Here is a 13,967-nt window from a genome sequence, read left to right as displayed (position 1 = left end):
ACTTTTGGAACATAACGATTGTTGGAGCATCGTTCCCGATAACGATGACCTCCATGGAGGCATTTTCAGTGAGTATGGAGAAGATGAGGAGCTCTCTTCAGGGAAAGAGAGCGATCGTAACCGGAGCAAGTTCCGGGGCTGGCTGGGCTACAGTGAAGGCGTTAGCGGCTGAGGGTGTGAAGGTCATGGCGACAGCGAGGCGGGAGGAGCGATTGCAGGCGCTTCAGGCTGAAGTCTCAGAGGCAGGTGGACACTGTATTTATTCGGTGGGCGATGCAGGAGCTTCGGAGACCGCATCGTCCGTGGTGGATGCGACGATGGAGCACTTCGGCGGAGTGGATATTCTCATCAATAATGCGGGACAGGGAAACTACAAGTCTCTGATCGATACGTCCCTCGATGAATACGACGAGCTGATGCAGAGCAATATGCGCAGCTCGTTTCTCTTTACTCGTGCGGTTGTTCCGTACTTCATGGCGCAGCGTTCCGGTGTTCTTGTCTTTGTATCGTCGGTGGCCGGCCTTGCGGGGGCTGCGAATGAAGCTGTCTACAGTGCCAGTAAATTTGCGCAGGTTGGTTTTGCGCAGTCGCTCGATCACGAACTTCGTCCCCATGGGATCAAAGTTTCCACGCTCTGTCCGGGAGGCATGAAGACGGAGTTTGCCGTAGGACGTGGCCGGCTGGCGACAGACGTGGAGAACTCACGCATGATGGAGGCCTCTGATTTTGCCGACTCCATTGTGTTTGTCTGCATGCAACCGGCCAATGTGCGATTGCCGTTGCTGACCGTGCGTCACATGGGATAAGACTCTCAATTTGTACTTCCGGAGAATTCGATGCTTCAGAGACTTTGTATCCTTCTGCTCCTCTCGCCGGCCCTGCTGGCGCAGAGTTATACGTGTGGGCGCAGTGCTAACGGGCAATCCAATATCGCTCTTACGCGAGACACCACCTATACCTCTGCTGCCGGTGGTTTTGATCTGGGCATGCTGCCGGAGCAGATAGACGCTGCTGGTTGTACCTCCAGCAAGGCCTTTTTCTTCTCGGCTCCCGTGGCGGAAGGGAACTACAACGTTACCGTCGTTCTTGGAGGAGCACCGGATGCGGTTACGACAGTCAGGGCGGAGTCTCGCCGGCTTATGCTGGCCAGGATCGCGACATCTGCCGGGCACTCTCGCACGGAGAGCTTTGTGGTGAATGTTCGGCGTCCGGAGATCTCTACGGGAGGTGTCGTGAAGCGCAAGCCACGAGAGATCGGCTCGCTCGACTGGGACGATAAGCTGACCCTGGAGTTCTCCGGGCAGCAACCTTCTGTGCGGAGTATCAGTATCAGTCCTGTAGCTGCCGATACTCCGACAATCTACCTTGCAGGAGACTCTACCGTTGTGGATCAGGACAACGAGCCCTGGGCAGCATGGGGGCAGATGCTACCTGCTTTCTTCGGCCCAAAAGTAGCTGTAGCGAACCATGCTGAATCTGGCGAGACGATTCGCAGCTTCGAAGGGGAGCAGCGGTTTGCAAAGATCTTTTCCGTGATCAAGAAGGGAGACTATCTTTTCTTTCAGTTCGCGCACAACGACCAGAAGCCGGGGGGAGGATATGTCTCTCCTGAGATGTATACCGGGCTTTTGCATAAATACATTGCGATGGCGCGGGAACGCGGTGCCACGCCTGTTCTGGTGACGAGTATGAATCGACGTACCTTCGATACGGAGGGACATGTGCGAGACACGCTGGCTCCTTATCCGCAGACGATGCGAACGGTAGCAGAGACAGAGCACGTTATGCTGCTGGATCTGAATGCGATGAGCAAGACGCTTTACGAAGCGATTGGAGAGAAGGATTCGCGGATATTGTTTGTCTATGCTCCGGCGAATACTTATCCCAACCAGAAAGAAGCTCTGCACGACGACACGCACTTTAATAACTATGGAGCCTATGAACTGGCTCGGTGCATCGTTCTTGGGCTACAGCAAAAAGGATCTCCGCTTGTGCACTATCTGCGTTTGCCTAAACAGCGTTTCAATCCGGAGAAGCCTGATGCGCAAGATGTAGTAGCTCTTCCGGGAACGCCGTTTGTTGATATTCAGACTCCTTATGAGAGGTGAGATTGGGTGCAAAGGGTCGGATTCCGGGGGAGATTGATCTTTTTCCGCGGATTGAAATGTTTCTATAGAAAGAGTTGCCCTATTGATTCTGGTGTGACATCATTATCACGCTGCAAAATCGCTCGCTACGCCAGAGGTTAATCGGTGTCTGAGGGCACGCCAGCACAGCTTTAATGCGAGGGAACGAATGCGGCTGCGACAGTCATTGCAGGGACGTGGATTGAGAAGCATTGGGTTGATTGTCTTGAGCTGCGGCATTCTTTGCGTTCATGCCGTCGCGCAACGTCCCGTGGATGTTGCTAGTGTCCAGCGGAGCTTCGTTACGCCGCCTGACGATGCGCGGCCCATGATGCGGTGGTGGTGGTTTGGGCCGGGAGTGGTGAAGCCTGAGCTGGAGCGCGAGATTCTTGCGATGAAGGCCGGCGGTATCGGCGGGTTCGAGATTCAGCCGGTGTATCCGATGGCGCTCGACGACCAGACGAAGAACTTTCGCAACCTGCCGTATCTGTCCGATGAGTTTCTCGATGCGGTGAAGTTTGCGTCAGAGACAGCGAATAAGAATGGCATGCGTGTCGACATGACGCTGGCCAGTGGCTGGCCCTACGGCGGACCGCATGTGCCTATCGATCAGGCGTCAGAGCAGTTGAAGGCGATCACGGTGGAGGTTGCGCCCGGGGCGGATTTCGTCGTGGCTCCTGCGATCGGCAATGGTGAAAGCCTGGTCGCGGCCTTTATCGCCGATGGAGCGGGCAAGCAGTTCGATAGCGACAAGATGACGCGGCTTACGGAAGAGGTTAGGAACGGACGCATGGCGCTTGCTCCGAAGCCTGAATCTCGCGTCGTCGAGTTCTTTGTCGCGACGGGCACCGGGCAGCAGGTCAAACGTGCGGCGGTCGATGCCGATGGTTTTGTGCTCGACCACTTCAGCCGCACGGCGGTCGACAACCATCTGCACACGGTTGCCGACCGGCTGATGACGGCCTTTGGAGACAAACCGCCTTACGCGGTCTTCAGCGACAGCCTTGAGGTCTACAACGCCGACTGGACGCCCGATCTGCTGGCGGAGTTTCAGCGGCGGCGGGGATACGACCTCGCGCCGTATCTGCCGCAGCTTTACAGTGGTACGAGCGCTATCAGCGGAGCACTGCGCCACGATTGGGGCGTCACCCTGACAGAGCTGGTTGATGAGCGCTATCTGACACCGGTGAACGACTGGGCGATTGCGCATTACACGCGCTTCCGTTCGCAGACCTACGGTCATCCGGCGGTTTCGCTCTCCAGCAACAACCTGGTCGCTCTGCCGGAGGGCGAAGGGCCGCAGTGGAAGAGCTTTTCGTTTACGCGCTGGGCCACTTCGGCGAGCCATCTGTATGGGCGTCCGGTTACCTCCGCGGAGACGTGGACGTGGCTGCACTCTCCCGCATTTCGTGCGACGCCTCTGGACATGAAGGCGGAGGCCGACTGCTTCTTTCTGGAAGGCGTCAATCAACTGATCGGACACGGCTGGCCGTATACCCCGCCGGGAGTTGCGGAGCCGGGATGGTCGTTCTATGCGGCTGCCGTATTCAACGATCACAATCCCTGGTGGAGCGTGATGCCTGACGTCACGAAGTATCTGCAGCGCATGAGCTACCTGCTGCGGCAGGGCAAGCCGGCGAACGATGTAGCACTGCTACTGCCGAACGATGATGCCTATGCGAACTTCAAGCCGGGTACGGTGAGCCTGTCGGATGAGATGAAGAAACTCATCTCCCCGGCGCTGATGCAGGGAATTCTGAGCGCGGGATATAACGTCGACTACATCGATGCGGAAGCTATTAAACAGGTGGGCGTCCCCTATCCTGTGTTGATCCTGCCGCATGTCGAACGGCTCTCGCCGGAGACGCTGAAGACGATTGCAGCCTACACGGAGCATGGCGGCAAGGTCATCGCGGTAGGTTCGACGCCGGACCTTGCTCCGGGATTTGTTCATGCCGAACAAGTCACGGCAGAGGTAAAGAGCTTGTCGAAGGCGCTCTTCGCAGGTCCTCATGCGCAAGTGGTCTCGCAAGACGACGGGCTTGGTGCGGCCCTGCAGCAGGCGGTGCAGCCGGATATGAAGCTGTCGAGCGGTTCGGATGTCGTTGGCTTCCTGCATCGCAAGCTGGAGGGGGCGGATGTCTACTTCGTTGCCAACACCTCGAACCATGCGGTGAATGCGACGGCCACGTTCCGGGCAAACCGCAAGTTTGCCTCTTCGTGGAACCCATTTACTGGCGTGACCAACGGCTTGCAAGCAGGGCCGGTCAAGATGGAACTCGCGCCCTATGAGTCTCGCGTGATCGTGTTCAGCGATACGACTCTTGCAGCTCCTGAGGCTGCATCCACCGACAAGGGACGCATGGTCGCCGATCTATCGCATGGCTGGGAGGTTCGCTTTCCCGGCTCGGAGAAGACACAGCATTCCCTCGATGCTCCTGCCTCCTGGACGGATGATCCGGGGACACGATTCTTTTCCGGCGAGGCTGTCTATACGAAAAATGTGACGCTGAGCGCTGCCGATCTTGCCGGAGCCAAGCGGCTGGTGCTGGACTTTGGTGAAGGGACGCCAGTGAGCGTCGATCCGAAGATCAAGAGCGGAACGCGTGCGCTGCTGGATGGTCCGATACGCGAGGCAGCTATCGTCAGCGTGAACGGCAAACGGGTTGGGTCGGTGTGGCATCCGCCGTATGTGCTCGATCTCGGCGGGGAACTACACGCTGGTGAAAACCGCATCGAGATTCGCGTCTCCAATACGGCTATCAACGAACTGGCCGGGCGTGCTCCGGCGGACTATCGCCTGCTTTGGGCGCGTTATGGACAGCGGTTTATCCCGCAGGATATGGACAATCTGCAACCACTGCCTTCGGGGATTCTCGGTGGCGTGCATCTGCTGGAGATGAAGTAAACGTCGGCGGTTCGGGCTGCAAAGGGATAGACGGAGGAGATTGAGATGATTGGGAGATCGACGAAGTGCGTTCTTGCTGCTGCGATGTTGCTGCTGACTGTTCAGGGAGTCATGAGTGCGCAGAAGTATCCTCTGCCCACGGCGGCGCAGCAGGCCGGGATCGATAAGGACGCCTCGCGGCACTTCGGAGATTCACCCGCGGACCCCGGTCCTCTGGCGACGGACCTTTCGCCTGACCTTACGCCCGCCGCCATCGATGCGGCCACGCGCAAGGTGGCGGACTGGCAGTTGGCGCGGTCGCAGCCGTACTTCGACCGCATCTGGACGTGGAGCGTGCTGTACAGCGGCTTTATGGCGGCGTCGGACTCGACGGGTGATGCGAAGTATCGCGACGCCATGACGGCGATGGCGAAGAAGTACGATTGGTCGCTGCGCAACCGCCTGCCGAATGCGGACGACCAGAGTGTCGGGCAGACCTATCTCGAGCTCTATCTGCACGACGGCAAGAAGGACCCGGCGATGATTGCGCCGACGCGTGCGGATCTCGATTCGGTCATTGGTCTGTCCACGCTGAAGCCGGGAGATCCGAGGATTCCGTGGTGGTGGTGCGATGCGCTGTTTATGGCTCCGGGAGTATGGGTGCGGATGTCCGAGGCGACAGGCGATCACAAGTACATCGACTATCTGAATGCGCAGTGGCAGCGCACGTATGACACGCTGTGGGACAAGGATGAACATCTTTACGCGCGAGATGCCAGCTATCAGGCAAAGCGCGAGGCGAACGGGAAGAAGATCTTCTGGTCGCGCGGCGAGGGCTGGGTGATGGCCGGGATCGTGCGCGTGCTACAGTACCTGCCGAAGAACGATCCGCATCGTGCGTTCTATGTTGAGCAGTTGCGCGAGATGTCGGCGCGGGTGGCGCAGTTACAGGATACGGACGGCCTCTGGCACGCAGGCCTGCTGGACCCCGAGCACTATCCGCTGCCGGAGGTGTCGGGATCGGCGCTGTTTGTCTATGCGATGACGTGGGGCGTGAATGAAGGCGTTCTGGACGGTGCGACCTACCGTCCGGTGATTACCAAGGCCTGGGGTGGGATGCTGCAGCATGTCTATGCCGATGGGCGGCTTGGCTGCATTCAGCAGACCGGGCCTGAGCCTGCGCTCTATCTGCCTTCCGCGAGCTATACCTACGGTGTTGGTGGATTCCTGCTGGCCGCGAGCGAGTTGAAGCGGATGTCGCTGCAGCATTCTGGATCTGGGGTTGTCGATACCGATCCGGGCCGTTCGGCCAATATCGTTCTGCCGGTACCTGCGAACCCGTCGCTGCCGACGATCTTCCTGGTGGGGGATTCAACGGTGCGCAACGGCCACGGAGATGGCGCGAACAACCAGATGGGATGGGGCGAGCCTTTTGTCTCCTACTTCGACACGTCGAAGGTGAATGTCGTCAATCGGGCGATCGGGGGCCGCAGTTCACGGACCTACATCACCGAGGGACACTGGGAGAGGACGCTGGCGCTGATCAAGCCGGGCGATGTCGTGCTGTTTCAGTTTGGGCATAACGACAGTGGATCGCTGGATGATACGGCGCGGGCACGGGGCACGATCAACGGCGTAGGCGATGAGTCGAAGGAGATCGAAAACCCGATCCTGAAGAAGCATGAGGTGGTGCATACCTTCGGCTGGTACATGGCGCAGTATGTCGAGGAGACGAAGGCCAAGGGGGCGACGCCGATCATCTGCTCGCTCGTGCCGCGCAAAACATGGAAGGACGGGAAGATTGTTCGCGGCGCGAGCTCGTATGGCGGGTGGGCGAGGGAAGTGGCGGAGAAGGAGCACGTCGGCTTCATCGATCTGAATGAGATTACCGCGCGCAAGTACGACGCGCTGGGTGAGGCTGGGGTAGAACCGCTGTTCGGCGATCCGCATACGCATACGACGCTTGCCGGGGCTGAGATGAATGCGGAGAGTGTGGTGTCGGGGTTGAAGGCGCTGAAGAAGGACCCGGTGGCGAAGGACTTTTCGGGTAAGGGCAAGGCGGTTAAGGCTTATCGAGAGAAGTGAAGTCTTTTGACAGGGTTCATGCCTTGTCCTCTTGGTCGAAGCGTATGGTTTCCAAAGAGCGTTATCTGGGGTGCAAGCATGACAGCTCCCTGTCGCGCGTCTCTCAGGATTCAACCACCGCGTACGTCTACCAAGCCTTTATGTGTGGCCACAGCGCCGTAAGTGGAGGGTAGATCCCTCTGCACATAAAGATGGTGTAGCGCTCATCGTCACGCGAGTATTCCGCGTTTACATTGCCAGCGGGTTCGACCGAACGGAAGTGCTCGCGATCCCCGCTGCCATCGCTGCCCAGAACGATCACACTCTGTCCGTCATACTGATGCGGACCCCACAGCCAGTACGTTTCAGAATTACTGATCGAGGCAGGCAGTCCGTAACGAGGGCCAAAGAAGTCGATGGCCGCTGCTTGGCCATAGTCGTTGGCGAAGATCGCTGTATGCGCCTGTTCTTGCGGCGGAAGGTGGTGAAATATCTGCGCTGTTGTCTGGGTCATCGCTTCCCAGCCAAACTCGTCGGAGAAATACTGTGGCAGAGGACGGTCAGGCTCGTCTTCAAAGACCACCGGCGTGAAATCGTGCCACAGATGATGGTAGGCAAGAAACCTCTGAGGAGACAGGATCGGCATCACCAAAGGCGCGAGCGCGCATCCGGAAACGAGAATGCAAAGCGGGTAAGCTGCTCGAATCCAGACACGGCGCGCAGACAACCGTTCCAGAAAGATCGCTCCACTTGCAAAGAGAACCGGATAAACCGGCGAAACGTAATAGTTCTTCGCTTGCATTCCGAGCAGCAGCAAAATGACAAACAGCGCAGCAATGCCGATCGAACGGAGGGCCTTGCCTTCTTTCGTAAAAAAATAAGCCAAACCTAGCAGCCAGAGCGGGGCCAGTACAGGGTTCATGATGCGTGCCTGGTCCACCAGGAAGGACACAGGTCCGCGAAGGATGCGCGAGCCGCTCTGCCTTGAATTGCGCTCGAATTCAAGGAAAGGGAATCCGTGATGAACGAGCCACAGCAGATTCGGAAGGAACAGCAGCACAGCGACCCCAACGGAAATCGCAAGATACTGTGATCGAAGCCACTTCCTCTCAGGTGTGAGCAGCAATCCAAAGAGCAGACCCACCAGAGGAAAGACGATAGAGTATTTGTTTTCGAGGCCGATGCCCGCCAACACTCCGATCAATACCAAATAGCGGGGGTTCTGACGAAGAATGATGCGCGAGGCGGCCCAGAAGATCCCAACCCAGCATAAGGGCTCGAAAGCGTTCATCGTGAGCCAGTGCTGGAGTATGAGATAGATCGGGACCGGAGCGATGGACAGGGCCGCGAGGAATTGGGCATAGCGCCCGCCACCCCACTCCTGCGCGATGCATGCGGTCATCCATACGAGGAGTCCGCTTGCCAGCGCCGGTAACAGTCTCAGCGCAAGCAGGGAGGAGCCAAGGGTGTGCAGAACAATCCAGGTGATCCAGGCAATCAAGGGCGGATGATCGACATATCCGGCTCCGAGGTGTCGAGCGCAGGCGATGTAATATAGTTCGTCGCGAAAGATCCCGTATCGACTAGCCGTCAGCAAATGAGCAAGCACGACCAAACAGGCAATGGGGAGAACTACAGGCGAGCTTGAGCCTCGCTTTTCATCTAAAGGCACGATCCCTCCGATACCCTTTATACGTCACCGTATGAGTGTTGGTTCCAGAGCATTCGTATCGAGAATGTATGGTCCGCCGCGTGACTGCAAGAGTTAGTTTGGGCGAGAAGACAAGCTGCGGCAATGTATTCGGCCTTTGATGGAGCCGCGTGCTCCTGGTCAGGATGAGTTCCGCTGCAGCGGAGCATCGGGCTGACCTCGGAACAAAACAAAATGACACAGAACTAAACGCTGATCGACTGCAAGGCCCAGCACGGGATAGTGGTTCATGTAGCGCCATCAACCAAGCCCTAGCGGTTGCCCCGCATATTGCGCAACGGGCGTTGGTGTTGATAGATCGCGGGCGAGTAAAGTCGTGCTTTGATGTGCATGACTGACACTCTTGCTCTCCCACATCTCAGAAGCGAGATGTGGGGCACCCGGCGGTACGGGCAGCACCCAACGTCTATGTCTTCAATCAGAATCTACGGTTCGGCATCCGCATCATCATCTGGGAAGGAGGCCTGTCGGTTTTTCCTAAATGGGGTAAGGCGGTTAATTTGCTCTCCGGCCCACCGAATAACAGACATGAAATTTGTTTGGGAGAGATGCCCTGAAAATAGTGCGTATAGACATATCAGAACGATAGCCAACGTTGTTATAACCATGACCAATGAAAAGCCGGTACGGCCAGGATGATGAACGAGTGCATACCAGCAAGCCCACGCTGCCAGACCAATGACTATGGTTGCTAGAAGAGTAGCGACCGTCGGAGAGATTTTCGCTTCCGACTTCTGATGCTGTTTTTGTCTCTCGTTAGCCAGTGTGACGGCGGCATTGATGATTGCGGGATGGGTTGATTTGTCGGCGAGTTGTAGAAAATCCATGATTTGCTCATGGGCCTGCGCGCTCAAATTGGGGGAGGCTGAAGGTTTCCGCTTCCGAGCAAGAGCGGTTTGTTTCATGCAGCCATCCCGATATCTCGCGCCGAGGGAAATTGGAACGCGAGTTCTAACCGGAGTCCGTCTCTTTCATGATCCTCATCGCATTCGTCACAATGCGGGATGTCGTTTAACTTGTCCTCGCTAGACACTGTTGCAAGAAGTGCTCCGCTCTTCTTGCAATAAACATTGAACGCGCGTGTCAGCACTCCGGCGCGCGCTAAAACCTCCAAGAGCACGTATGCTTCTCCGTCATTCAGGCGGAGTTTCGCCGCAGCAAGCTTTGGCAGGAAGAAATGTTGTCCGCTTTGTTGTTGACGCTCAAGGTATTGCATGAGTTCGTCTAGGAGGTCGGAGAGACCCGGGTTATCACGTTTAGCGCGCTCGAATTTGCGAGACAACATAGTTCACCTCTTCGTCGCTACAATCTGCATTGACTTTAACGTACCCGGTTTCGGCATCGATATGCGAGTAAAGTTCACGAGTTAGAAATCCGTTGGAAACTTTGGGTAGCCAGTAGAAAGATTGTGCATCCCAAGCCCACGATTCACCGTTTTTTTTATACGCAAGTTTCCAATCGGGATCGTCTCGCACATCGGCCCGTGATGAGTGGGTTTTGGCTTTCGTGTTGCTCTGGTTTGTGTGGTTGTCGATGTGAATGCGAACAACGCGCGGCTCCTCTTCTTCGACCAATTGTCGTACGACGGGGCGCCATTCGATTGGAAGAAGTGTGCATTCCAGCAGATCAGAAACTTTATCGAGATATGCCTGATAGTAAAGTTCGGAAGGTGTTCTACCTGATGCGTCTTCGTACGCGTGCCGAGTCTCGGGAGGGTTCATTCGCAACTCTGCCGTTTTGGACGCAAGGTCAGCTATCAATACTATTCGTCTGGGCACCGGCTCTTTGACTACAGCCCCCGTTTTGTCGTCAATCTTTAGGCTCTCGTGTTCCTCAGCCCACTTCACACGTAATAATTCACCTTCCAATTCGGCATATACAGGCGACATCGGTTTCGTCTTCTCGCCCGCGAACGTGCGGATTTTTGTTAGCGCGAAACCTGTATTCAGGAGGCGATTTGGGAGCCACTTTCTGGTATCTACTTTGGGTAATTCATCTAGTTTGTAAAGGTAGATGCGCATGTCGCTGGCCTCTTCAAAGCCGATCAGCGCTCTTTCAAGTGCATCCTCCGCTAATCTCTTTTCGGCGATCTCATCCGCAACCAAATTGGTGATTGTTGGTCGCGTATACGCAGAACTTGATAGGCCTATGGCTTTAAGCCACGCCCTTAATCCTTTTACCGCAACCTTATCTAATGTGGGCTTGATCCGCGCTCGAATCTCGTCTCGTGACTGCTTATCAGTGCTCATGTAAGGCGGGGTGTCCTTCTGACTTCTCAGATGTACGAAAATGATGGATGAGCGATTATGCCATCCGTTTTTGGTGCAGGCAATGAAAATACTTAGCATGGCACGTGGCAAACGTCAGTCTCAGATTCGGACTAGCGTTAGCGCTGATGGCGTCCTCGTCCGGCAGTTGTCTCCTTTTCCTCTCATTTATGCCATTTCGTCCCATAATCGACGATATTGGTGCTCACCACTACATTGATCGGTCTTCGGGGAACCTGCAGCCGCTCGATGGATTATTGGTGGAGGCGTTGCTTCAACCCGATGCGATTGCGTGGCGCAGGGACAACGATTCGCCTCTTTTCAACCTCCTCAGAATAAGGGGGCGAGATTGATGCAGATTGGCTCTCAGTTCGCGTTTTACCGCTCTCTGAGTTTTAACGAGCCGACTGGGTGACCTTTTGAGGGACTTCTCGTCCATTCTTTGACACCGAAGATCAAGAGCTCATCATGCCTTACACTAGAGAGTGATTTGCGTGCCCGGAAGTCCAGGACCCGCTTTGGGAAATCGACACACGTAACGGTTGCGAACCGGTTCAGAATCAAGCTCTTCTGCTGGGCATCACTTTTGGTCACAACAGCGCTCCCCCAGGCACTCGGGCAATCTACTAACGTCGCCGCGTTCCCGTATCTGGGTTGGAGCAGTTTCAGCTTACAGACTCAATCGAGCGGCTTTCTGAGCCAGACAAATATCGAAGCGCAATCAGACGCGCTGAGATCTTCGGTTCTGCAAGAACACGGTTTCACCTATATCAATATCGTCGACGGATTTCAGCTTCCGCAGAACATCGGGCTGACCTCGGAACAAAACAAGATGACACTGAACTACACGCTGACCGACTGCAAGACTCAGCACGGGATAGTGGTTCATGTAGCGCCATCAACCAAGCCCTAGAGGTTGCCCGCATATTGCGCAACGGACGTTGGTGTTGATGGGTAAAGTCGTGCTTTGATGTGCGTGACTGATACTCTTGCTCTCCCACATCTCAGAAGCGAGATGTGGGGCACCCGGCTTTTGTGGCACAAGACTGATGTGCAGCGCGCATCGAGAGCGGATCGTATTTCGAAGCGCTTTAGCGTTGGGAGAAGCGAAGGCGCATCGGTAGGTGGGCTCGGGCATTATTGCTGCCTCGAACAAAAGGTCCGGGCCTAAAGGCCACATCTTGCCTGGTCCTTATTCCGTAGCCTAAAGGCGATTGCCTCCCTTACCCTCCGTCTCCGTGACGCTGAAGCGTCGCGGAACGCGCTTCGCGCTTCGCGCTAAAGGCGAGTGGTGATGTAGGCATTTGTGACACCCATTCGACTGCGCTCAGGGCAGGCCCTGAAGCCGTGCCCTTGACGAGACTGATCTGCAGCGTGCATCGAGAGCGGATCGCATTTCGAAGCGCTTTAGCGTTGGGAAGGGAAGGCGCATCGGTAGTTGGGCTTGGGTATTCTTGCTGCATCGAACAAAAGGCCCGGGCCTAAAGGCCACATCTTGCCTGGCCTCCTTATTCCGTAGCCTGAAGGCGATTGCCTCCCTTACCCTCCGTCTCCGTGACGCTGAAGCGTCACGGAACGCGCTTCGCGCTATGAGCCGTATGGGGATGTAGGGTTTTGTGGCACCCATTCGACTACGCTTAGGGCACGTTCTGAAGCTGTGCCCTTGACGAGACTGATGTGCCGCGCGCATCGAGAGCGGATGTGGGGCACCCGGCACCCGGCGCGTTGCCCGTTTCCTATGACTGCGGAGGGTTTCGCAGGCGTGTTTCTGGCATGCTTGCCGTTCCAGGTTCGGGAACGGATTGTAGATTGTCGTCTCCAACCCTACTGCTATCTTGTCTATGTGATTTCGGTCTCGTGTCGCTTTCTCGATTGGAGAACAAATGTTCCGGTTGCAGCATTTAGATAGGGAGTTTCTAACGGTACTTTGTGCACTCGTGATTGTTGCATCGATTTCGACCGGAACAACCGCGCAAGTCCCGACAGAGCCGTCCCGTCCGCAGCGGCTTTCTTTCGACGTGGCTTCCGTTCGAGCCCACGACCCAAACGAGATCGAGGACACGGATAATTACCAGCCGTATCCTGGTGGAAGATTCACGGCTAGTAATTGTTCTCTGTGGATGCTCATCCATTACGCCTTCGAATTGCAGCCGTACCAGATCACTGGCACGCCCGGTTGGATCAAATCCGAACATTACGATGTGGATGCGAAACCTGCAGAGGCCGACCCGAACTTCGACGATATCCACCTTATGGTTCAGGTGCTGCTTGAAGATCGGTTTCAACTCAAATACCACTGGGAGACGAAGGAACAACCAGGTTACGACCTCGTGGCCATGAGGCCCGGTAAGCTCAGCGCATCGATTCTCAAAGGCGATTGCCCTCCATACCTCTCAAATTCTGAGCTGCTTCCCAAAGGCGCTGCGTGCGGAAGCCTTACGAATTCCCCAGGTCACACCAAGGGCTATAATCTCACTGCCAGTGACCTGGCAGGAAGCCTCTCGTGGCTGTTGTCGAAGCCGATATCGGACAAGACAAATCTGACGGGCAGATATGATGTCGAACTTCGATGGACTCCTGAGTCCATCGAAATGAGATCAAATGCCTCCTCAGAGCAGGACGTCCCCAACATCTTCACAGCCACCCAGGAGCAGCTTGGTCTCAAACTGCAGCCTTCCAGAGTTCCGGTCCGCGTGTTTGTCGTTGATCACATCGAGAAGAAGCCTTCAGACAACTAGCGATTTGTCAGATGGTGGGCGAACCAGTACCGACAAGGCGGCTTGTCGAAAGTAATCTGTCAACTTTACGAAAGCGCGTTTACTGGTACTAATCACTTAGCGACTCCGAAACCTTCGTCGCAATCGATCGAGAAACGAACGTTTCTTCTGATGAGCCAACTCTAGAACTAGAAC

The 13,967-nt window shown here is 56.0% G+C and carries 10 protein-coding genes; 6 read left to right on the top strand and 4 right to left on the bottom strand.

Translation table 11 applies throughout. From position 1 onward, the window contains the following. Nucleotides 1–83 precede the first annotated feature (83 nt). The 4 genes from HDF15_RS03245 to HDF15_RS25695 all read left to right on the top strand — a co-directional run bounded on the left by HDF15_RS03245 (nucleotide 84) and on the right by HDF15_RS25695 (nucleotide 7,098). Nucleotides 84–806: an SDR family oxidoreductase gene (locus HDF15_RS03245; RefSeq protein ID WP_184252818.1), complete on the top strand. Its 723-nt coding sequence runs from the start codon at nucleotides 84–86 to the stop codon at nucleotides 804–806. A gap of 30 nt (nucleotides 807–836) precedes the next feature. Further along, entirely contained in the window at nucleotides 837–2,108 is a 1,272-nt protein-coding gene (locus HDF15_RS03240; protein WP_184252817.1) for a rhamnogalacturonan acetylesterase, read from the top strand. A 187-nt stretch (nucleotides 2,109–2,295) separates the two neighbouring features. Beyond that, on the top strand, nucleotides 2,296–5,034 hold the full coding sequence (locus HDF15_RS03235; protein ID WP_184252816.1) for a glycosyl hydrolase: 2,739 nt from the start codon (nucleotides 2,296–2,298) through the stop codon (nucleotides 5,032–5,034). Nucleotides 5,035–5,079: 45 nt separating this feature from the next. Further along, nucleotides 5,080–7,098 (top strand): glycoside hydrolase family 88 protein, encoded by a 2,019-nt coding sequence (locus HDF15_RS25695; RefSeq protein ID WP_260330789.1) that lies wholly within the window; start codon nucleotides 5,080–5,082, stop codon nucleotides 7,096–7,098. A 127-nt stretch (nucleotides 7,099–7,225) separates the two neighbouring features. Here HDF15_RS25695 and HDF15_RS03220 read toward each other — a convergent pair whose 3' ends face one another. The 4 genes from HDF15_RS03220 to HDF15_RS03205 all read right to left on the bottom strand — a co-directional run bounded on the left by HDF15_RS03220 (nucleotide 7,226) and on the right by HDF15_RS03205 (nucleotide 11,037). Next, entirely contained in the window at nucleotides 7,226–8,749 is a 1,524-nt protein-coding gene (locus tag HDF15_RS03220; protein WP_184252815.1) for a glycosyltransferase family 39 protein, read from the bottom strand. 464 nt (nucleotides 8,750–9,213) lie between these two features. After that, the gene (locus HDF15_RS03215) at nucleotides 9,214–9,693 is read right to left on the bottom strand and encodes a hypothetical protein (RefSeq protein ID WP_184252814.1); all 480 of its coding nucleotides are present in this window, start codon (nucleotides 9,691–9,693) and stop codon (nucleotides 9,214–9,216) included. Continuing rightward, the gene (locus tag HDF15_RS03210; RefSeq protein WP_184252813.1) at nucleotides 9,690–10,073 is read right to left on the bottom strand and encodes a hypothetical protein; all 384 of its coding nucleotides are present in this window, start codon (nucleotides 10,071–10,073) and stop codon (nucleotides 9,690–9,692) included. The genes HDF15_RS03215 and HDF15_RS03210 overlap by 4 nt, the downstream gene beginning before the upstream one ends. Then, a complete protein-coding gene (locus HDF15_RS03205) occupies nucleotides 10,045–11,037 on the bottom strand; it encodes a hypothetical protein (RefSeq protein WP_184252812.1) in 993 nt (330 codons plus the stop codon). The genes HDF15_RS03210 and HDF15_RS03205 overlap by 29 nt, the downstream gene beginning before the upstream one ends. A 508-nt stretch (nucleotides 11,038–11,545) precedes the next feature. On the opposite strand from HDF15_RS03205, the gene HDF15_RS03200 reads away from it, so the two are divergent. Both HDF15_RS03200 and HDF15_RS03195 read left to right on the top strand, forming a co-directional pair. Then, entirely contained in the window at nucleotides 11,546–11,968 is a 423-nt protein-coding gene (locus HDF15_RS03200) for a hypothetical protein (RefSeq protein ID WP_184252811.1), read from the top strand. A gap of 970 nt (nucleotides 11,969–12,938) precedes the next feature. Beyond that, nucleotides 12,939–13,793, top strand: a complete 855-nt coding sequence (locus HDF15_RS03195) for a TIGR03435 family protein (RefSeq protein WP_221314247.1) — start codon at nucleotides 12,939–12,941, stop codon at nucleotides 13,791–13,793. Nucleotides 13,794–13,967 lie beyond the last annotated feature (174 nt).

The organism is Granulicella mallensis, assembly GCF_014203225.1.
Lineage (GTDB): Bacteria > Acidobacteriota > Terriglobia > Terriglobales > Acidobacteriaceae > Granulicella > Granulicella mallensis_A.
Note: the sequence above shows the minus strand (reverse complement) of the source record. Positions and strands in the feature narration are given on the sequence as shown.